Origin of the sequence: Limosilactobacillus pontis DSM 8475 (assembly GCF_001435345.1) — a bacterium.
Classification (GTDB): domain Bacteria; phylum Bacillota; class Bacilli; order Lactobacillales; family Lactobacillaceae; genus Limosilactobacillus; species Limosilactobacillus pontis.
The window spans coordinates 35,638-56,789 of sequence record NZ_AZGO01000060.1; the positions used below are offsets into that span (position 1 = coordinate 35,638).

Here is a 21,152-nt window from a genome sequence, read left to right on the forward strand (position 1 = left end):
GTTATCCGCAATTTTATCCACAGGTTATCAACAGCTACTTTCGCTTGTTACCAAGGGATTTACGCACTTATCCACAGTATTAACATCCCCTACTACTACTACTCTTTTAAACTATAAAATATATTTATATACAAGGAGTGATCAATAATGAAGTTTACAATTAACCGGCCAGCATTCATTAGTCAACTCAACAATGTGTTACGTGCCATTTCATCTAAGACCACAATTCCAATTCTAACGGGCCTTAAAATGGTAGTTGATAAGGAAGGAATCATTTTAACTGGTAGCAATTCCGATATCACCATCGAAAGTGTTATTGAAGCGAGTGACACCGATTATGACCTGACCGTTGAAGATCCAGGCGCCATTGTGTTGCCTGCACGTTTCTTCAGTGAAATTGTCAAGAAACTGCCAGATAAGCAGGTAACTATTGAAGTTACAAGCGGCTTTCAAGCTGACATTACATCCGGAACAGCCAAGTTCCAGATCAATGGTCAGGATGCAGAAAACTTCCCTCACCTGCCCGAAGTTGAAACTAATAAGACAATTACCCTGCCTAATGATGTCTTAAAGGAGGTTATCCGGCAAACCGTCATTGCCGTTTCAAAGCAGGAAAGCCGACCGATCCTCGCCGGAATTCATATCACCCTTCACGACGGCCTACTGACGGCAGTGGCCACGGACAGTCACCGGCTTGCCCAACGGAAGGTCACACTGAACGATGTCGATAATGGGATCGACTTCGACGTTATCATTCCAGGAAAGAGTATGAATGAGTTATCCGGGATGATCAGTGACGTTGACGAGGATGTTCAAGTTCAGGTCACTGAGAATCAGATCCTGTTCATCTTCGGCAACACCCACTTCTACTCGCGGCTGCTGGAGGGGAACTACCCCGAGACTAGTCAGCTGATTCCAGACACGGCCGATACCACCGTCGAATTAGACGCGGGTACCTTCCTGGCCTCCATCGAGCGGGCCTCCCTCCTGTCTCATGAGAGTCGTAACGACGTGGTTAAGCTCACCCTGAATCCTGATGAGAACCTCGTGCGGATCAGTAGCGATTCTCCAGACATCGGGACCGTTGAGGAAGAGGTTGCAACAACCAGTCTGGATGGGAACGACCTTGAGATCTCCTTCAACCCGAACTACATGAAGGATGCGTTACGGTCGTTTGGTCAGACGACCGTTAAGATTGCCTTCACCTCCGCATTGCGGCCATTTACCCTGGTGCCAACGGAGGACGGCGAGAACTTTGTCCACCTGATTACCCCAGTGCGGACGTTCTAATTATTCAAAAATTATCAAGTATCAGGAACCACTCATGATCATTTTCGTGAGTGGCTCCTTTTGTTTCCTTGCTAAATGAATTTTTTGAGGCAAAAGTGACGGAAAGTGGCTTGACCGGTCCGCTGATCATTTCAAAAGCATTTTTGAGAAAAATGATTCAAAGGGCACCAACGGGCTGAGATTGGCTCTTAACGCCTATTTAACAGTCAACTGTGGTATAATAAGATAAGTAAAGTAGGTGAATTAGTGTGGAAGATAAGCAGATTACGATTGACCGGCCGTTCATTACGCTCGGTCAATTACTGAAAGAAGAAGGAATCATTCCCACCGGTGGCGCAGCCAAGTGGTACCTGAAGGAAAATCGGGTTCTCGTCAATGGCGAGTCGGATGATCGTCGGGGCCGCAAGCTCTATCCAGACGACCAAGTGGCTTTGCCGGACTACCCGACCCTGGTTATCAAGACTAAGTAGGCGCTGGCAATGATTCTGACAGAACTACGGTTGCATAACTTCAGAAACTATCAGGATCTGACCGTTCACTTTGCCCCCGGGATCAACGTGCTGATCGGCCGCAATGCCCAGGGGAAGACCAATATGCTGGAGGCCATTTACGCCCTATCGCTGACCCGGAGTCACCGGACCAGCAACGACCGTGAGCTGATCAATTGGCAGCAGCAGTCGGCGTCGATCAGTGGCGTGGTGCAGAAGGCAACGGGAAAGGTTCCGCTGGAGTTGCAATTTACCAAGAACGGTAAGAAGGCCAAGGTCAACCACCTCGAACAGGCGCGCCTCGGCCAGTACGTCGGTCAGCTGAACACCATCCTCTTTGCCCCTGAGGACCTATCACTGGTGAAGGGGGCGCCCGCGGTGCGGCGGCGTTTTATGGATATGGAATTTAGCCAAATGAGCAGCAAGTACCTGTATGACGCGAGCCAGTTTCGCACGCTCCTGCGCCAACGCAACAAGTACCTGAAACAACTGAAGTATGGTCAGCAGCACGACCGGGTTCTGCTCACGGTTCTGTCAGACCAGTTAGCAGCGTATGGTGCCGAGGTAATCGTTGCTCGGCATCATTTTTTGCAGCACTTGGAGAAGTGGGCGGCCGACCTGCATTATCAGATCTCGCTCAACCAGGAGCATCTTCACCTGGCATACGTAACCCAGGTGAAGGTCGGGGATGAGACGACGGTCGACCAGGCCTACCACGAGCTACTTAAGCTCTATCAGGACAACCAGGGCCGCGAGATCGACCAGGGGACCACGATGTACGGCCCCCAGCGTGATGATATCCGTTTCATGGTCAACGACAAGAACATCCAGGCTTTTGGCTCCCAGGGCCAGCAGCGCACGACCGCCTTGTCGGTCAAGCTGGCGGAGATTGACCTAATGAAGGAGCAGACGGGTGAGTACCCGCTCCTGCTTTTGGATGATGTTTTGTCCGAACTCGATCCGGTCCGGCAGACCCACCTGCTGACGGCAATTCAGGATAAGGTTCAGACTTTTCTGACCACCACTAGCCTGAGCGACGTGGCCCGGCAGCTGATCAAAAAACCGACGATTTTTGAGATTAAACATGGCACTTTGAACAAGGAGGAAGCATAGTGAGCGACGAGCACAAGGAAACAAAAGCTGAGTTGGCAAGCGAGTACGATGCCAGCCAGATTCAAGTCCTGAAGGGATTAGATGCGGTTCGTAAGCGTCCCGGGATGTACATTGGATCGACGTCTGCACAAGGTTTACACCATCTTGTTTGGGAAATTGTCGATAACGGGATCGACGAGGCCTTGGCGGACTTTTGTACGGAGATCAACGTTGAGGTTGAACCTGACAACAGCATCACGGTCCGCGACAACGGTCGGGGAATCCCGGTTGATACCCAGAAGGAAACCGGTAAGCCCGCCCTGGAGACGGTCTTTACGGTCCTCCACGCCGGTGGTAAGTTCGGCGGTGGCGGGTACAAGGTTTCTGGTGGTCTGCACGGGGTTGGTGCCTCAGTCGTCAACGCCCTGTCCACTGAGCTGGACGTCAAGGTGTCGCGGCAAGGCAAACGCTACTACATGGACTTCGACCACGGCCACGTTAAGACGTCGATGAAGGTCATCGAGACCGGTCTACCTGAGGACGTTCATGGGACCACGGTCCACTTCAAGCCGGACCCGGACATTTTCCGCGAAACGACGACCTATAATATCAAAACTCTGACCGACCGGTTGCGTGAACTGGCCTTCTTGAACAAGGGGCTGAAGATCACGATTGAGGACAAGCGTGACGAAGATTCTGAGCGCCAAGAGTTCCACTATGAGGGTGGGATCCGTCACTATGTTGAGTACCTCAACCGGGGCCGGGAAGTCCTCTTTGACCCACCGATCTACGTTGAGGGGAAGGAAAACAACATCACGGTGGAGGTTTCCCTCCAATACATCAACGGCTACCGCAGCGAGCTGTTGACCTTTACTAACAACATCCATACCTATGAGGGTGGGACCCACGAGACCGGGTTCAAGATGGCTCTGACCCGGGTTATCAACGATTACGGTCACAAGAGTGGGGCACTGAAGAGCAACGAGACCCTATCCGGGGATGATGTCCGGGAAGGGCTGATTGCGGTGGTTTCCATCAAGCACCCCGACCCGCAGTTCGAGGGTCAGACAAAGACCAAGCTGGGGAATTCTGATGCCCGGACGGCAACCGATCATATCTTTGCCGAGACCTTCAACCGCTTCTTAATGGAGCACCCAGACGAGGCCAAGCAGATCATTGAAAAGGGCCAGTTAGCTTCCAAGGCCCGGGTTGCCGCTAAGCGGGCCCGGGAAGTCACCCGGAAGAAGAGCGGTCTTGAGATCTCCAACCTACCCGGGAAGCTCGCCGATAACACCAGCAAAGATCCGAATATCTCCGAACTGTTCATTGTCGAGGGGGACTCCGCCGGTGGTTCCGCCAAGCAGGGACGGTCCCGGCTGACCCAGGCGATCCTGCCAATTCGGGGGAAAATCCTAAACGTTGAGAAGGCTACCCTGGACCGGGTTTTGGCCAACGACGAGATTCGGTCTCTCTTTACGGCCCTGGGAACTGGTTTTGGTGATGATTTTGACATCACTAAGGCCAACTACCATAAGCTGATTATTATGACCGATGCCGACGTCGATGGGGCCCATATCCGGACCCTGCTCTTGACCCTGTTCTACCGGTTCATGAAGCCAATGATCACCCACGGCTACGTCTACATCGCCCAGCCGCCGTTGTACCAGGTTCGTCAGGGTAAGTTCGTCAAGTACATCGAATCCGACGAGGAGCTGGAGCGGGTCGTCAACTCTCTGCAGCCGAGCCCGAAGCCGGTTATCCAGCGGTACAAGGGGCTTGGTGAAATGGATGCCGAACAGCTCTGGGAGACCACGATGGATCCTGAGAACCGGCACCTGCTCCGGGTTCAATTGGATGATGCCAAGCAGGCGGACGAGATCTTCCCGATGCTGATGGGGACTAAGGTCGGCCCACGGCGGGACTTTATCGAGCAAAATGCCAAGTTTGTAGAGAACCTGGACCTGTAATAAACTACGCGAAATTAAAAAGGAGGAGCGACATTGGCTGAAGAAAATATGTCAAACCGGATCACGGACGTTAAGCTGACGAGCCAGATGAAGAACTCATTCTTGGATTATGCCATGAGTGTCATCGTCTCCCGGGCCCTGCCGGATGTACGTGATGGCTTAAAGCCGGTTCAACGGCGGATCCTGTATGGGATGAACGAACTGGGGGTTACCCCAGATAAGCCGTACAAGAAGTCGGCCCGGATTGTCGGGGACGTCATGGGGAAGTTCCACCCCCATGGTGACTCCTCGATCTACGAAGGGCTGGTCCGGATGGCGCAGGACTTTAGTTATCGTTACATGTTGGTTGACGGTCACGGTAACTTCGGATCGGTCGACGGTGATAGCGCCGCCGCCATGCGTTATACCGAGGCCAAGATGAGCAAGATTGCGGTGGAGATGCTGCGCGACATCAATAAGGACACCGTTGACTTCCACCCGAACTACGACGGTACGGAGAAGGAGCCGGACGTCCTACCAGCCCGCTTCCCAAACCTGCTGGTCAACGGGGCCTCGGGGATTGCCGTCGGGATGGCGACGAACATTCCAACCCACAACCTGGGTGAGGCCATCTCCGCCATTCACATGCTGATGGACAACCCGGACGCCAGTACGGAGGACCTGATGAAGGTTCTGCCGGGGCCGGACTTTCCAACCGGTGGGGTTGTCATGGGCAAGTCTGGTATTCGGAAGGCCTATGAGACCGGTCGCGGGACGATCATTGTCCGTGCCAAGGTCGACATCGAGGAGCAGAAGAACGGTAAGCAACGGATCATCGTCCACGAGATCCCGTACATGGTTAACAAGGCCAAGCTGATTGAGCGGATCGCCGAGTTAGCCCGGAATAAGGAGATTGAGGGGATCACCGATATCAACGATGAGACCGACCGTGACGGGATGCGGATCGTGATCGACGTCCGCCGGGATGCCAGCGCCGAGGTTATCCTAAACAACCTCTACAAGATGACCCTGATGCAGACGACCTTCAACTTCAACATGCTGGCGATCGTCAACGGGGCACCGAAGATCCTTAGCCTGAAGCAAATCCTCCAGTACTACCTGGAGCACCAGGAAGACGTCGTCCGGCGGCGGACTAAGTTTGACCTGAAGAAGGCCCAGAACCGGGCCCACATCGTTGCCGGTTTGCGGATCGCCCTCGACCACATCGATGAGATCATCAAGATCATCCGCAATTCCCAGACCAGTGAAATCGCTAAGGGCGAGCTGATGCAGAACTATGGCCTGTCCGATCGCCAGTCCCAAGCCATCCTGGATATGCGGCTGGTTCGGCTGACCGGTCTAGAACGGGAGAAGATCGAATCTGAATATAAGAAGCTGATGGATGCCATTGCTGACTACAAGGACATCCTGGCTCACGATGAGCGGATCCACCAGATCATCTATGATGAACTGTTGGAGATTCAGCGTAAGTTTGGTGACAAGCGGCGGACCGAACTCCAGGTTGGTGACATTACCAATATTGAGGATGAGGACCTGATCGAGGAGGAAGACATCATTGTCACCCTCACCCATAACGGCTACATCAAGTGCCTGCCGGCCGACGAATTCAAGTCCCAGCACCGTGGTGGCCGTGGTGTCAAGGGGATGGGCGTTCACAAGGACGATTTCATCGAACAACTGATTTCAAGCTCAACCCACGACCTCCTGCTCTTCTTCACGAACTCCGGAAAGGTCTTCTCCATGAAGGGCTACGAGGTTCCAGAATACGGGCGGGCCGCCCAGGGGATCCCGATCATCAACCTGCTGGGGATCAATAACAAGGAGAAGATCAGCGCCGTCATCAACGTTTCCCACGCGGCCAACGATGATGATAAGTTCCTCTTCTTCACGACTAAGCAGGGGACGGTCAAACGGACGCCGGTTCCGGAATTTAAGAATATCCGTAGTAACGGTCTGAAGGCCATCAACCTCCATGACGGTGACGAGTTGATCAATGTTAATGTCATTGCTGATGGTCAGCCAATGATCATTGGGACCCACAACGGCTATGCCCTGAGTTTTAACTCCGACGTGGTTCGGTCGATGGGGCGGTCGGCTGCCGGGGTCCGCGGAATTCGTCTCCGCAATGCTGACTACGTGATTGGTGCTGCCCCATTAAAGAAGGACGGCAATGTCCTGGTTATCAGCGAGAACGGCTTCGGTAAGCAGACGCCAGCTGCTGAGTACCCGATCAAGGGCCGGGGTGGCCTCGGAGTCAAGACAGTCAACGTGACGGCCAAGAATGGTCCGCTAGTTGGCCTAACCACGGTCGATGGTGACGAAGACATCATGCTGGTCACCGACCACGGGGTCATCATTCGTTTTGGCATTGAGACTGTCTCCCAGACCGGTCGTTCCGCCGTTGGTGTCCACTTGATCAAGATGGATAAGGGCACCAAGGTAGCGACGATGGCTAAGGTTGAAAAGGAGTCCGATGAGGATGAGGAGCCTGACCAGGACCAAAAGGAAACGGACCAGGCACCTGCTAAGACGGAAGATCACCAATAAAATTGACTAATTAAGACGAAAATCCTGAGAACTTGCGTATTATATTAATTGAGCGCAACTCTCAGGATTTCTTGTTATTTGTTTCTTGTTTTAAAGCCTAGTCTATGCTATATTTTATATCTGTGAGTATACGTACAGACGTCTACTCTCCTTGTTCTTCTAAAGTTTTAGAAGAGCCAGAGTCCATAAGGAGGTGTAATATTCATGGAAACACGTAAATATGAAATTACTTACATCATTCGTCCTGATATCGAAGAATCAGCTAAGAGCGAACTGGTTGACCGGTTCGACAAGGTTTTGACGGACAATGGTGCAAACATCGCTGAATCAAAGGATTGGTCAACGCGTCGCTTTGCTTACCCAATCGAAAAGTACACTGAAGGTACTTACCACGTGGTTACTCTGACCACTGACACTGACGAAGCATTAAACGAATTTGACCGTTTAGCTAAGTTCAACGACGATATCCTACGTCACATGATCGTTAAGCTTGATGCTTAATTAGATCGTCAATGTAAATAGAGAGGAGAACGATCGAATGATTAATCGTGCAGTTTTGACTGGACGCTTAACGCGAGATCCTGAGTTGCGATACACTACCAGCGGTACTGCGGTAGTTTCATTTACGCTCGCAGTTGATCGGCAATTCCGGAACCAAAATGGTGATCGGGATGCGGACTTTATCAACTGTGTCATCTGGCGTAAATCCGCTGAAAACTTCAGCAACTTCACCCACAAGGGCTCCTTGGTGGGACTCGATGGCCGGATCCAAACCCGGAACTACGAGAACCAACAGGGGCAACGGGTGTACGTTACTGAAGTCGTGGTTGATAACTTTGCCCTGCTCGAACCCCGGCAAAATGGCGGGATGAACCAGGGCGGCCAGCAACCGTTTGGTAACCAGGCCCCATTTGGTGGTCAGCAGGGCCAATACGGTAACAACAATCAGCCGCAATCGACTAACAACGCTCCTCAAGCTAATTCGTCAACTGATGCCGGAGCTCAAAGCTTTGGTGCCAGCCAGAATAGCTCAGCCAACCCATTCTCCAGTAGTAACGATAATGGGGACCAATCGACTGAGATCTCTGATGACGATTTACCATTCTAAATTTTTTTACCAGATAGGAGGGTAATTTCATGGCACAACAACGTCGGGGCGGCCGTCGTCGTCGTAAAGTCGACTTCATCGCCGCAAACCACATCGAATACATCGATTACAAAGATACTGATTTATTACGTCGGTTTATCTCCGAACGTGGTAAGATCTTACCACGTCGGGTCACTGGGACCAGTGCTAAGAACCAACGTAAGTTAACGGTCGCTATCAAGCGTGCCCGGATCATGGGTCTTCTGCCATTCGTTGCTGAAGACTAATCCAAAATTAAAAAAGCTTGCTTCTTCGTGAAGCGGGCTTTTTTTGTATCGGACGAATTGAAAGGAGCAGAACTAAAATGCGTAAAATCGAAGGACACATCCACCTTGTACGGGAAACGGCCGGATCCAAGGGCCAGGGCCGGCTTAGTCCGCTCGGCAACGGTTACGCCATCTGGGATGACGGCGAGATCATCAAGCTGATTCCAGATGGTTGGGGCGACGATAACTTTCTGGCCGAGAAGTACCTGCCGATCATGGACAAGGAGGGAATTGACAAGGCGGTCATCCTTCAGGGAACCCTGAACGGCTACCAAAACTACTACACTTATCAGGTAGTTAAACGTTATCCAGACCGGTTCATCGGGGCCTTTGCGGTTGATCCCTTTGCCGACCGGTCAATGGTGATTGTCCACCGCTACGTCGAGGACCTGGGCTTTCGGGCTATCAAGTTTGAGATCAGTCAGGGCGGGGGTCTACACGGTTTCCACCGGTCCTTCCGCCTCGACATCGACAACCGGGTTTCCCAGATCTTCCACTACTTGGCTGGCTACCCGGGCTTCGTGGTGACGGTTGACTACGGGGCTAGCGACCAGACCAGCTACCAGCCGGAAGCAATCGTCAACCTGGCCCGGCGCTACTCACAATTAGACTTTGTCGTCTGTCACCTCTCCTTTCCTGATGCGGACCATCCCGACCAGCTGGTCAATGCGCTCGACCAGTTTGCCCCACTGACTAACATTAGCGTTGATATCTCGGCAATCCAGGACATCTTGGGCGAGGGGCGTGATGACTTTCCATACCCACGGAGTCAGTGGGCGGTCAGGCTTGCCAAGAAAAAGCTGGGTCCCCAGCGCATCATCTGGGGCAGTGACGCCCCGTGGTCGGCAACCTTCAACAGCTACCACCAGCTGGCAACCTGGTTGGAGCATACCGATATCTTCACCCCGGCTGAGCTGGCTGACGTGATGGCCAATAATGCCGCGCGGGTTTATTTCAAGCCCGCTAACGTGGTCGCAGCCCGGCAGGCGCACGACCCAGTCACTAAGGATTTCACGACCCGGCATTAAGGCTGGTAGATTAAGTGATTTCGACAGCTTTTGGCAACCGGTGTGATATGATAGAATTATCCAATTAGCAGGCGGAATCCAACCGCCGATTTGGGAGGATTACTATGCGTGAATTTTTCAGTCGTGAAAACTGGCTGTTTTATCTGAAACACCCAGCGGTCCGCTGGAATGTCTATTATCTACTGTGCATGACCGTGATCAGCCTGGTCCTGGCCTTCATGTTCAACTGGATGATCGGCCTGGCGGTGGTGGTGCTGGCGGTCATCGGGAGTACGATCAGCCTGCGCCGGCTTCGACAGCTGGTTAATGATACCCACGAGTACCTAAACCACCTGACCTACCAGATCCAGCATGGCCAACAGGAGGCACTATTGGCCATGCCGGTGGGGATGATTATGCTTAATGATCGCAACGAGGTCGAGTGGATCAACCCCTACATGGCACGCTACTTTAAGCTTGAGAAGGTAGTTGGCAAACCGGTGGCCAGTGTTGACGACCAGTTGGCCAAGCTGATTGAAGACGGGCGCGATCACCAGGAACCACGGATTGTCACCTGGCGCGACCACCAGTTTGAGTTTCTGGTTCAGCCCCGTTACCGGGTGGCGTACCTGCTGGATATCAGCAAGTACGCGGCGGTAGAACGGCGCTACCGGCAGGAACAAATCTTTCTGGGCAATATCTACCTGGATAACTATGACGAGCTGATTCAGGGGATGAGTGATACGGACGTCTCTAACCTGCACAACTACGTTACCTCGGAGATCAGTAAGTGGGCCAGTGACAACCACCTCTTGATGAAGATCATCGATGATGATAACTACTTAATCATCGGGCACCAGAGCTCACTTGAAGAATTGGAGAAGAAGAAGTTCAAGATCCTGGATGTCATTCGTCAGAGCACGTCCCAGCGCAACTCACCGGTCACCCTCAGCGTGGGGATTGCCTATGCCGAGAACGACCTGATCAAGCTGGCCGACACGGCGCAGAACAACTTGGACCTGGCACTTGGTCGTGGGGGCGACCAGGTCGTCGTCCGGTCCAAGGACCAGCCAGCTCGTTTCTACGGGGGCAAGACTAACCCGATGGAGAAGCGGACCCGGGTCCGGGCGCGGATGATCAGCCAGGCTCTTCAGGAACTGATCAACCAGGCGGACCAGCTCTTCGTCATGGGGCACCACAACCCGGACATGGACTCGCTGGGGGCCTGTCTGGGAATTCGTCGGATCGCTGAGATGAACGGCAAGAAATGCTGGATCGTGGTGGACGACGAACACCCCCACGCCGACATTCAGCGTCTGATGAACGAGATCAATAACTACCAGACGATCAAGGATCATATCATCACGCCGGACGAGGCCCTAGAGAAGGTCACAGACAATAGCCTGTTGGTGATGGTGGACCACGCCAAGCGCAGCATCACCATCTCGCCCGAGTTGTATGATAAGCTGCAGAATCGGTTGGTGATCATCGACCACCACCGGCGCGGCGAGGAGTTCCCTGAGAATCCACTGCTGGTCTACATCGAACCGTATGCCTCCTCGACCTGTGAGCTGATTACCGAGATGTTCGAGTACCAGCCGCGGGAAGGCAAGGGGCTAAACAAGCTCGAGGCTACAACGATGTTGACCGGGATCCAGATTGACACAAAGTCCTTCACCAAGAGTGCCGGAACACGGACCTTTGATGCTGCCTCCTACCTGCGTTCAGCCGGGGCGGACGGGATGATGATCCAGTCCTTCATGAAGGAGGACCCACAGAGCTTCATGGATCGCAACCACTTAATTTCCCGGGCAATAATCAATGACCAGATTGCCATCTGTGCCGGTGAGGATGACCGGGTCTATGACTCCGTTACGGCGGCCCAGGCGGCTGACATGCTCCTCCAAGTCGAGGGAGTCGAGGCCTCGTTTGTCATCACCCGGCGCGCAGACGGCAAGGTCGGGGTTTCCGCCCGGTCTGCAGGCGACGTCAACGTCCAGATCATCATGGAGCAGATGGGTGGCGGGGGTCACCTGGCCAACGCGGCCACCCAGGTTGCCGATAAGACGGTCGATGCGGTAAAGAATGAATTGATTGATCTTCTGGCGAAGACGGATGATAATAGTAGTCAGGAAGATGAAGAGGAGTGAACAAGATGAAAGTTATTTTTACGCAAGATGTTCGTGGTCGGGGTAAGCGCGGCCAGGTCAAGGAAGTTCCCGATGGTTACGCCCAGAACTACCTGATCAAGCGCGGCCTGGCCAAGCAGGCTACCAAGGCGGCAATGAGCCAGCTGGCCGGCCAACAACGGGCCGAGGCCAAGCACGCCGCTGAGGAATTAGAAGAAGCTAAGCAACTCAAGAAGGTGCTGGAGGACGACAAGACGGTCGTTGAGCTGAGCGGGAAGGCCGGTACGGACGGTCGGATGTTTGGTTCCATTTCCACTAAGCAGATTGCCACGGCCCTGCAGAAGCAGTACAAGGTCAAGATTGATAAGCGCAAGATCGAACTGGCAGCGCCAATTAGGGCCCTGGGCTACGTCAACGTGCCGATTAAGCTCCACCCCGAAGTCAGTGCCGAGATTCGGGTGCACATTGCGGAAAAGTAGTTTAACCGGTATAATTGAATTTTGATTTATTAAAAGCGAGGTATCGTCATGGATAATGCACCAATGCAAGAAGAGCCACACGATATTGAAGCTGAAAAGGCAGTTCTCGGAGCTGCTTTTTTAAGTAAAAACGCGTTGGCTGATGCAATGGAATACCTGCAGCCCGGGGATTTTTATAAGCGGGCCCACCAGATCATCTTCGAAAAGATGGTGGCGTTAAACGATGACGACCAGCCGATCGACGTGGTGACGATCAAGAGTGCCCTGGACAAGGACAATCAGACCGAGAACGTCGGTGGGATGGTCTACCTGGCCGAATTGGCCTCATCGGTCCCGTCAGCGGCCAACGTGGCCTTCTATGCCAAGATTGTCCATGACAAGGCCGTACGGCGGAACCTAATCAACACCGCCACCAAGATCATCAACGAGGGGTACGCGGACGACAACGACACCACCGACCTGCTCGATCAGGCGGAACAGTCAATTCTTCACGTCTCCGAATCCAACAGCCAGGACGGCTTTCAGAACATCCAGCAGGTCCTAAATAGCGCGATGAACCACATCGAGACCCTGTCGGGCAACGACTCGGAGATCACCGGACTGGAGACGGGCTACCCCCAGCTGGACCGGATGACGACCGGCTTCCACCCCGATGAGCTGGTAATCATCGCGGCGCGGCCAGCCGTTGGGAAGACCGCCTTTGCCCTCAACATCGCTCAGAATGTGGCCACCAAGACCGACAAGACGGTGGCGATCTTCAGCCTCGAAATGGGGGCCGAATCGCTGGTCAACCGGATGCTGTGTGCCGAGGGGAATATTGACGCTAACCACCTGCGGACCGGGAACCTGACCAGCGACGAATGGGAGAGCCTGTTCTTTGCTGCTGGGACGTTGTCGAATGCCCACCTCTACATCGATGACACCGCCGGGATCAAGGTGGCCGAGATCCGGGCCCGCTGCCGGCGTCTGAAGAAGGAGACCGGTAACCTGGGGCTGATCGTAATCGACTACCTGCAACTGATCGAAGGGAATAACCCCGATAACCGGCAACAGGAAGTCTCCGAAATCTCCCGGCAGCTCAAGAAGCTGGCTAAGGAGCTTGAGGTCCCGGTGATCGCCCTGTCTCAGCTCTCTCGTGGGGTTGAACAGCGACAGGACAAGCGGCCGGTGCTGTCTGACATCCGTGAGTCTGGATCAATCGAACAGGATGCGGATATCGTCAGCTTCCTCTATCGTGACGACTACTACGAGCACGATGGTGGGGATGACGACCAGCAGGATGGTGGCCAGGACAACGGTGACGACTCCAACGTTAGTGAAGTTGAAGTCATTATTGAGAAGAACCGGAGTGGTCCGCGGGGGACGGTCAAGCTGCTGTTTGCCAAGTCATACAACAAGTTTGCCTCCGTGGCCTACGTACCGGGGGAACAGAATTAAAGTAGGACGGAAAGTAAGTGCCGTGGCGCTGCTTTTCGTGACTGTAGTTATAAGAAAGGGGCGTTTCAGGTTCACTGGAGTGCTCTTTTCGTTCGCTTAAGGAAAAACAAGGAGGCGTTAGGATGAACCGTCAAACACAGGGAATTGAGTTGAAATGGCTGTTGCTGGGGATGTTCTTCGGGAGTATCGGCAACAGTTTTGTCTGGCCGTTGACCACGATCTACATGCATGAACAACTGCACGAGTCATTAACCGTATCAGGGATTGTGCTGCTCTTCTATTCCGGGGCCAATGTGGTCGGCAGCTATATTAGCGGCATGCTCTTTGATAAACGGAATCCGCGCCACCTGATGCTGGGCGGGACAATTGCCGCGACAGTCGTTATTGCGACCATGATCTTCTTCAACGGTTGGCCGATCTACGCGATCCTACTGACGGCGATCGGCTTTTTTAACGGTTGGATCATCACGATGGTCAACTCGTTCGGAACCCGGCTGCATAAGGATGGCCGTTACGTCTTCAACATGCTCTACTTTGCCAACAACCTGGGGATGGTGATCGGGACCACGATTGTCGGCCCGCTCTACCAGCACGCCCACGGCAATATTGCCCCGCTCTTCACGATCACGACTATCCTCTACATCCTCTTCTCGATCGTCGTCTTCGTCTACTTTAAGGAGGACCCGCATCCGGAGCCGGTGGACGAGGCCCGCTTCAAGGACGATTCACCGGTAACAACGACCAGTCTGCCCCGTGCCAACCTGTGGATCAACTGGATCTTTTTTGTGGCCCTCTGCGTGGTCTGGACAATGTACGAGCAGTGGTCCAGTAACCTGTCCGTCTTCATGACCGACCAGGGGATCTCGATGACCAAGTACAGCCTGCTCTGGACACTCAACGGGGTCCTGATCGTGGTCATGCAGTTATTGCTGACCTGGCTAAACCGCTGGTACAATAACCCCTACGCCCAGGTCTTCGTCGGCATCTTTACCGTCGGCTTGTCCTTTGTCCTCCTCCTGTTTGCCAAGAGCTACATCTGGTACATCATCGCCATGGTGATCCTGACGATCGGGGAGGCGACGGCCTTTCCGACAATGCCGGCAATCGTCAACAGCCTCTCCCCAGTCGAGGTCAAGGGGAAGTACCAGGGGATCCTCAACGCCTTCTCGTCGCTGGGGAAGGCGTTTGGTCCCCTATTTGGGGGGCTGATCATCGGGGCGGCCTCCTACCACATCCTCTTTGTGATCTGTGCGGCCTCGATATTTGTGATGGAAATCATTGTCTGGGCGGTTGTCCAGCTGAATAAGTCCCAGACGGTTAAGTACTAAGGAAGTAATCGCGTGTTCTACAACAACTTTGATAATGTTCAAGGCGAGGATCGTTACGGGATGGTCGGTAAAACTGGCGACGGTTTTCGTGAGAATCGTCGGCTGTTGGTACCGTGCTATCGCTGCCAGCAGGAGCCGCTGGTGATTGCCGAGCGCAACTGGATGGACACCAACCAGGATGACTCCCAGCGCTACCAGATCGTGGTGGTCTGCGAGCACTGCGGGGCGGTCGACGAGTTTGTTGTCAACAACGGCCGCGAGGGCAAGATCGGTAAGCTGAAGCATGGCAAGCACCCGGTCAGCCCCGAACAATTACAACAACAATAAAGGCGCGGTGCCCAGCGGATGGGTTCCTCGCCTTTTTCTAATATGTTGGTTTTATCATATAAAGTTTAAGTCGTCGATCGGTCCAGATCGGTCCTGGAGCGGTGTCCGATCAATTCATTTGTGAAAGCGCTTACTAATAACGATCAACTATGATACGCTTAATACTGTTGAGACAATTGGACATAACATGAGGAGATGCTTTGGAATGAAGATTAAAGCAGCGGTTGTTGACAAGAAGGGTGCCAAGTTTGACATCCGGGATGACGTCGAGCTCGCCGACATGCAGGCTGATGATCTCTTGATCCACATGGTGGCCTCCGGAATCTGCCACTCCGACGAGGCCCTACGAAAGGGTGACGCCGAAATTGGCTACCCGATCATTCTGGGTCATGAGGGTGCCGGGATCGTTGAGAAGGTCGGCCCCGAGGTCAAGAACTTCAAGCCGGGAGATCACGTCATTCTCTCTTTCTACGGTTGTGGTAACTGTATCAACTGCCTGAAGGGTAAGCCAACCAAGTGTCTAAACTACGCAGCCAATAACCTGTCTGGGGTTCGACCAGACGGTAGTGCCCACTTCACCGAGGATGGTCACCAGGTTGATGACATGTTTGACCAATCATCCTTCACCACGACCACGGTGGTTCGGGAGCGGAACGCCGTCAAGGTGCCAAAAGACCTCGACCTGCGAAAGTTAGGACCACTGGGCTGTGGTTACGTTACTGGCTCCGGAACGGTCTTCAATACGCTGAAGCCAGAACCAGGATCCACGATTGCGGTCGCCGGTACCGGGGCGGTTGGTCTGGCAGCCATGATGGCCGGCAAGATCTCCGGTTGCACTAAGGTCATCGCAATTGATCGGGTTCCGGAGCGGCTGGCATTAGCCAAAGAACTGGGTGCTACCGACACGATCAATACCAACGACGTCGACATGGTCAAGGCTGTCCAGGACCTGACCGGTGGTAAGGGTGTTGACTACCTGGTTGACACGACCGGGGTCACCAAGGTGCTGGAAGACTCTATCCAAGCCTTGGCCCAGGGGGGTGTTCTGGCTGCCATCGCGGTGACGGTCAACCACATCGACGTCAACACCTGGACGGACCTCTGCCCAGCCGACCGGACAATTGTCGGAGTCAACATGGGGGACTCCATCCCGCAGGTTGACATTCCACGCCTGATCGAATTCTACAAGCAGGGGATGTTTGACTTTGACAAGACTGAGAAGTTTTATGACTTCGCTGATATCAACCAGGCTAACGCCGATTCCGTTTCCGGAAAGACGATCAAGCCGGTGCTGATTATCGATAAGGACTACCAGCCGGGTGAATAAGTAAGCTGAGGGACCGCTGACGGAAGTTGCCACCGGTCCTTTTTTATTTCCCGGGAAACCTTTTGCCTGCTCGCCCGGTGAAGATGCTAAAATGGGGTCTGTAAACGCTAAGGGAGGAATGACGGATGGATACGAAACAGTACCGCTACACTAAGGATAACTTTAATATCAAGAAGGCCCCAACCTGGGTGGCTGACTCTGCCGATGAGCTTGACCAGATCAAGGCAACGATCGATAAGAATGTCAAGCGGATTAAGGACGCCCAGAAGAAGATGTACGCCCGCCACCGCTACGGCGTCATCGTCGCCTTCCAGGCAATGGATGCGGCCGGCAAGGACAGCATGATCTCGCACATCTTCTCCGGGGTCAACCCGGTCGGCTTCAAGGTGGCCAACTTCAAGCAGCCAACCTCCGCAGAGCTGCAGCACGATTACCTCTGGCGGATCAATGAGGCCCTACCGAAGCGCGGCTCGATCGGTATCTTCAACCGTTCCTATTACGAGGACGTCCTGGTCTCCCGGGTCCATCCTGAGATCATCCTCAAGGCTAACCTGCCCGGGGTCACCACCCTGCTGGACGTCAACAAGGACTTCTTCGACGGGCGCTACGAGGACATCCGCGAATACGAGAAGTACCTGTCCCGCAACGGCTACGTGATCCTGAAATTCTTCCTCCACGTCTCCAAGGATGAGCAGAAGAAGCGGTTCCTGTCCCGGATCGAGACGCCGCGAAAGAATTGGAAGTTCTCGGCGGCCGATATTCACGAGCGGCAGTTCTGGGATAAGTACCAGTCGGCCTACGACAAGGCGATCAATGCCACGGCCACCAAGGAAAATCCCTGGTACGTTATTCCGGCCGATGACAAGTGGTATTCTCGCCTGATCGTCTCGGACATCATCACCAAGCGGATTGAGAAGCTCCCGCTGGCCTATCCAGAGATGACACCAGACCAGGAGGGAGAGCTCGCCCGGGCCCACCAGATCCTGCTGAATGAGGGTAAGGATTAGTCATTAAAAGCAAAGCGGCGATCGACGCATGAAGTGAAGCGCCAACCGCTGCTTTTACTTTTTACTTAATTTGCGTTTGACCATGTCCGGGTCGGCCTTGCCGGGGTTGAGCTCCACCAGCTTACCCGATCCAATATAGATGACCCATTCGGCCAGGTTGACGATATGATCGCCCGCCCGTTCGAGGAAGCGGATCACCGACAGGTAGTCGCCGTATGGCTTGACGTTGGCCCCGGCTGTAGTCAGAGCGGTCATGATCGCCTGTTGCTGCTGGACATAGATCATGTCGACCTGAATATCTTTGTTGGCGACCTCGTAGGCCAGCTGCTCGTTGGTGTATGCGTAGGCGTCGAGGACCCGCTCCAGCATCTCCCGGATCATCATCATCATCTGTTCGATCTGCTCCTCGATGGTCGGGTTGTGTCCCCGGTCACTCAGGTCAATTGCGGCTCGGGCGATGTGTGTGGCATAGTCGCCCAGCCGCTCAATATCACTGCTGGCCTTAAGGATCCCGATGATTTTACGGAAGTCACTAGCTACCGGCTGCTGGAGGGCCATCAGCTTTAAGGCCTCCTTCTCCAGTTTGACCTCCTCGTCATTGATTCTGGTATCCGCTGCCAGAACCTGTTTGGCCAGCTGCGGATCATTTTCCGTGAAGGCCTTGGTTGCCTGGTAGATCTGTTCGCTGGCGTCGATCCCCATCTCCATGAAGTGACCACGGAGGCGTTTCAGTTCATCGTTAAAAATAGCACCCATCATATTCCTCCTAACCAAACTTGCCGCTCAGGTAATCGGCTGTCTGTTGCTCGTGCGGGTTCATGAAAATCTTAGCCGTCTGGTCGAATTCAATCAGGTGCCCCTGGTGCATGAAGGCTGTCCAGTTGGCTGACCGCGACGCTTGCTGCATGTTGTGGGTCACCATGATGATCGTAAACTGCTCCTTTAATTGTACAAGGGTATCCTCGATTTGCGAAGTCGAAACCGGGTCTAGGGCGCTGGTCGGTTCGTCCATGAGAATGATCTCCGGGCGCACCGCCAGGGTTCGGGCGATGCACAGGCGCTGCTGCTGACCACCGGAGAGGGCGAGGGCACTGGCCTTCAATTGGTCCTTGACCTCATCCCAGAGGGCGGCCTGACGCAGGCTCTCCTCGACCCGCTGGTCTAACACGGCCCGGTCCTTGACTCCAGCCAGACGGAGGCCGTAGATCACGTTTTCGTAGATTGACATTGGGAAGGGGGTCGGTTGCTGGAAGACCATCCCGATTCGCTGCCGGACCCGGTAGACGTTGACCTGGGGCTGGTTGATGTTGACCCCGTGGAAATTGATGGCTCCGGTGACCGTGGCGAGGTCATCGTTCATCCGGTTGAGACTCCGCAGGACGGTGGACTTACCCGAACCAGAGGCGCCGATTAGGGCCGTGATCTGCTTGGGTGGGAACTTGAGGTTGACGTCATGGATAACGTGCTTGTCACCGTAAAAGACCTGAAGATCCTTTAGTTCTAAGATTGAATCAGTTGGCATAGTTTTTCCTCACTTTGCTAGGTGTCGTTTGATGCGGTGCCCAACGTAGCGGGCGACCAGGTTGAACAGTAGGATGGTGATGATCAAAACGGCTGCGGAGCCATTGGAAACCGCTCGGGCATCAGGGACGAGGCCTTCACTGTTGACCTTCCAGATGTGAACCGCCAGTGTTTCGGCGGGCCGCATGGGGTTAAGGAAGCTGGTCGGGCTAAACGGGTTCCAGTCGGTGTAGCTGATCAAGGGAGCACTCTGCCCGGCGGTGTAGATCAGGGTCGCCGCCTCGCCGAAGATTCGGCCAGCACTGAGGATAGCTCCGGTGATGATTCCCGGGAGGGCCGCCGGCAGGACAATCTTGGTCGTCACCCGCCATTTCGACATCCCCAGACCTAGTCCCGCCTGGCGCTGGAGGTAGGGGACCTGGCGGAGGGCATCCTCGCAGCTACGGGTCAGGATCGGCAGGTTCAGAATGGTCAGGGCCAGGGCCCCGGCGAGCAGGGAGAAGTCCATGCCGAATTTGAGGACGAAGACGAGGTAGCCGAACAGCCCCACGACCACGGAGGGCAGGGAACTCAAGACCTCGATTGCCAGGCGCAGCAAGCGGGTGGCCTGGTTGTCGGGAGCGTACTCATTCAAGTAAATGGCCGCCCAAAGCGCCAGCGGTACGGAGACGATCAGGGTCAAAACAACTAGGTAGAGGGAGTTAAACAGCTGGTCGCGGATCCCCCCACCGGCCGCAAAAGATTCGGCCTCGCTGGTTAGAAAGTGCCAGGAGATGTGGGGGATACCTAGCGCTAGGATGTAGATGAGGAGGCTCAAGACGACGAGTCCGATGAGTCCGGCTACTCCCAGGATGATGGTGCTGGCGACCTTATCAATGCGTTCTGGAGACATCAGCGCGCTCCTTTCTTACTTGCCAGGTGGATCAGGAGGTTGAAGACCAAGGACATTAGCAGAAGGATCAGGGCCAGAGACCAGAGAGCGTTATTTTCTGCTGTGCCCATAACGGTATTGCCGATTCCGGTGGTCAAGACGCTGGTCAGGGTGGTCGCAGATTCGACCAATCCCGTAGGCATCACGGTGGTGTTACCGATCACCATCTGAACGGCCAGCGCCTCCCCGAATGCCCGGGCCATGCCGAAGACCGTCGCCGTCAGGATCCCACTCCTGGCACTCGGAATGACCACCCGAGAAATGGTCTGCCAGCGGGTTGCCCCCAAACCAGCTGAGGCTTCCCGGTATTTCTGGGGGACGGCCCGCAGACTGTCGATGGTCATCGAAGTCATGGTTGGCAGAATCATCAGGAAGAGGACCCCGGTGGCGGCGAGGATCCCGAATCCAGTCCCACCGAAGAGCCGTTGTAGGGCGGGGACGATGGTGGTCAGCCCCAGGTATCCATATACCACGGAGGGGATGCCGACCAGCAGCTCAATCAGGGGCTGGAAGACGAGTTTGACCTTGCCAGGCAGGATCTCCGTAATTGCGACGGCGACCACTAGTGCCAGGGGAAGCGACACCGCACCCGCAAGAAGGGTCACGCCAAAGGAGGTCACGATCATCGGGAGAGCCCCGAAGTGATGATGGCCGGGCTGCCAGTCGGTCTGGGAAAGAAATCTCCAGACTGAGACCCATTGTCGGTAAACAGGGCCACCCCCTTGACCGTCAGGAAAATCAGGATTGTGCCAACCAGGCCCCCGATAAGGACGATCGCGAGACGGCTGGTGAACTTACCGGTCCATTCCTGCCGACTCTCCGGGGACGACTGGGTCAGTTGTTGTTGAAAGTCATTCATTTG

At 54.3% G+C, this 21,152-nt stretch carries 19 protein-coding genes and 1 pseudogene; 16 read left to right on the forward strand and 4 right to left on the reverse strand.

The annotated features are described in order from the left end of the window. The first annotated feature begins 147 nt into the window (after positions 1–147). The 16 genes from dnaN to FD34_RS06190 all read left to right on the forward strand — a co-directional run bounded on the left by dnaN (position 148) and on the right by FD34_RS06190 (position 17,838). Positions 148–1,290 (forward strand): DNA polymerase III subunit beta, encoded by a 1,143-nt coding sequence (gene dnaN, locus FD34_RS06115; RefSeq protein ID WP_057807784.1) that lies wholly within the window; start codon positions 148–150, stop codon positions 1,288–1,290. A gap of 248 nt (positions 1,291–1,538) precedes the next feature. Further along, on the forward strand, positions 1,539–1,760 hold the full coding sequence (gene yaaA / locus FD34_RS06120) for a S4 domain-containing protein YaaA (protein ID WP_057807786.1): 222 nt from the start codon (positions 1,539–1,541) through the stop codon (positions 1,758–1,760). Between the two features lie 9 nt (positions 1,761–1,769). Further along, positions 1,770–2,891 carry a DNA replication/repair protein RecF gene (gene recF / locus FD34_RS06125; RefSeq protein ID WP_057807788.1) on the forward strand — a complete coding sequence of 374 codons (1,122 nt, stop codon included), beginning with the start codon at positions 1,770–1,772 and terminating at the stop codon, positions 2,889–2,891. Beyond that, positions 2,891–4,837, forward strand: coding sequence for a DNA topoisomerase (ATP-hydrolyzing) subunit B (gyrB, locus tag FD34_RS06130; protein ID WP_057807790.1), 1,947 nt, complete (start codon positions 2,891–2,893; stop codon positions 4,835–4,837). The genes recF and gyrB overlap by 1 nt, the downstream gene beginning before the upstream one ends. A gap of 33 nt (positions 4,838–4,870) precedes the next feature. Then, entirely contained in the window at positions 4,871–7,384 is a 2,514-nt protein-coding gene (gyrA, locus tag FD34_RS06135; RefSeq protein ID WP_057807792.1) for a DNA gyrase subunit A, read from the forward strand. Between the two features lie 204 nt (positions 7,385–7,588). Continuing rightward, positions 7,589–7,885, forward strand: coding sequence for a 30S ribosomal protein S6 (gene rpsF, locus FD34_RS06140; RefSeq protein WP_057807794.1), 297 nt, complete (start codon positions 7,589–7,591; stop codon positions 7,883–7,885). Positions 7,886–7,922: 37 nt separating this feature from the next. Then, entirely contained in the window at positions 7,923–8,492 is a 570-nt protein-coding gene (gene ssb, locus FD34_RS06145) for a single-stranded DNA-binding protein (protein ID WP_057807795.1), read from the forward strand. Between the two features lie 29 nt (positions 8,493–8,521). Continuing rightward, positions 8,522–8,758, forward strand: a complete 237-nt coding sequence (rpsR, locus tag FD34_RS06150) for a 30S ribosomal protein S18 (RefSeq protein WP_025022578.1) — start codon at positions 8,522–8,524, stop codon at positions 8,756–8,758. A 77-nt stretch (positions 8,759–8,835) separates the two neighbouring features. After that, positions 8,836–9,825, forward strand: coding sequence for an amidohydrolase family protein (locus tag FD34_RS06155; protein WP_057807797.1), 990 nt, complete (start codon positions 8,836–8,838; stop codon positions 9,823–9,825). 104 nt (positions 9,826–9,929) lie between these two features. Continuing rightward, positions 9,930–11,954, forward strand: a complete 2,025-nt coding sequence (locus tag FD34_RS06160) for a DHH family phosphoesterase (protein WP_057807799.1) — start codon at positions 9,930–9,932, stop codon at positions 11,952–11,954. Between the two features lie 5 nt (positions 11,955–11,959). Then, positions 11,960–12,412, forward strand: coding sequence for a 50S ribosomal protein L9 (gene rplI / locus FD34_RS06165; RefSeq protein WP_057807926.1), 453 nt, complete (start codon positions 11,960–11,962; stop codon positions 12,410–12,412). A gap of 48 nt (positions 12,413–12,460) precedes the next feature. Next, the gene (dnaB, locus tag FD34_RS06170; RefSeq protein ID WP_057807801.1) at positions 12,461–13,849 is read left to right on the forward strand and encodes a replicative DNA helicase; all 1,389 of its coding nucleotides are present in this window, start codon (positions 12,461–12,463) and stop codon (positions 13,847–13,849) included. Between the two features lie 122 nt (positions 13,850–13,971). After that, positions 13,972–15,177 carry an MDR family MFS transporter gene (locus FD34_RS06175; RefSeq protein WP_057807803.1) on the forward strand — a complete coding sequence of 402 codons (1,206 nt, stop codon included), beginning with the start codon at positions 13,972–13,974 and terminating at the stop codon, positions 15,175–15,177. Between the two features lie 12 nt (positions 15,178–15,189). Further along, on the forward strand, positions 15,190–15,504 hold the full coding sequence (locus tag FD34_RS06180) for a hypothetical protein (protein WP_057807805.1): 315 nt from the start codon (positions 15,190–15,192) through the stop codon (positions 15,502–15,504). Between the two features lie 205 nt (positions 15,505–15,709). Continuing rightward, positions 15,710–16,831 carry an NAD(P)-dependent alcohol dehydrogenase gene (locus tag FD34_RS06185; protein WP_057807807.1) on the forward strand — a complete coding sequence of 374 codons (1,122 nt, stop codon included), beginning with the start codon at positions 15,710–15,712 and terminating at the stop codon, positions 16,829–16,831. Between the two features lie 125 nt (positions 16,832–16,956). Continuing rightward, positions 16,957–17,838 (forward strand): PPK2 family polyphosphate kinase, encoded by an 882-nt coding sequence (locus FD34_RS06190; RefSeq protein WP_057807809.1) that lies wholly within the window; start codon positions 16,957–16,959, stop codon positions 17,836–17,838. Positions 17,839–17,892: 54 nt separating this feature from the next. Here the strand turns inward: FD34_RS06190 and phoU are convergent, their stop codons facing one another. From phoU to pstC, 4 genes and pseudogenes are all read right to left on the reverse strand, one after another. Next, entirely contained in the window at positions 17,893–18,594 is a 702-nt protein-coding gene (gene phoU / locus FD34_RS06195; protein ID WP_057807811.1) for a phosphate signaling complex protein PhoU, read from the reverse strand. Between the two features lie 10 nt (positions 18,595–18,604). Continuing rightward, positions 18,605–19,360 carry a phosphate ABC transporter ATP-binding protein PstB gene (gene pstB / locus FD34_RS06200; RefSeq protein ID WP_057807812.1) on the reverse strand — a complete coding sequence of 252 codons (756 nt, stop codon included), beginning with the start codon at positions 19,358–19,360 and terminating at the stop codon, positions 18,605–18,607. A 9-nt stretch (positions 19,361–19,369) separates the two neighbouring features. Continuing rightward, complete coding sequence (gene pstA, locus FD34_RS06205; RefSeq protein WP_057807814.1) at positions 19,370–20,251, reverse strand: phosphate ABC transporter permease PstA; 882 nt, start codon at positions 20,249–20,251, stop codon at positions 19,370–19,372. Next, positions 20,251–21,149: pseudogene (gene pstC / locus FD34_RS06210) on the reverse strand (phosphate ABC transporter permease subunit PstC). The gene pstA and the pseudogene pstC overlap by 1 nt, the downstream one beginning before the upstream one ends. Positions 21,150–21,152 lie beyond the last annotated feature (3 nt).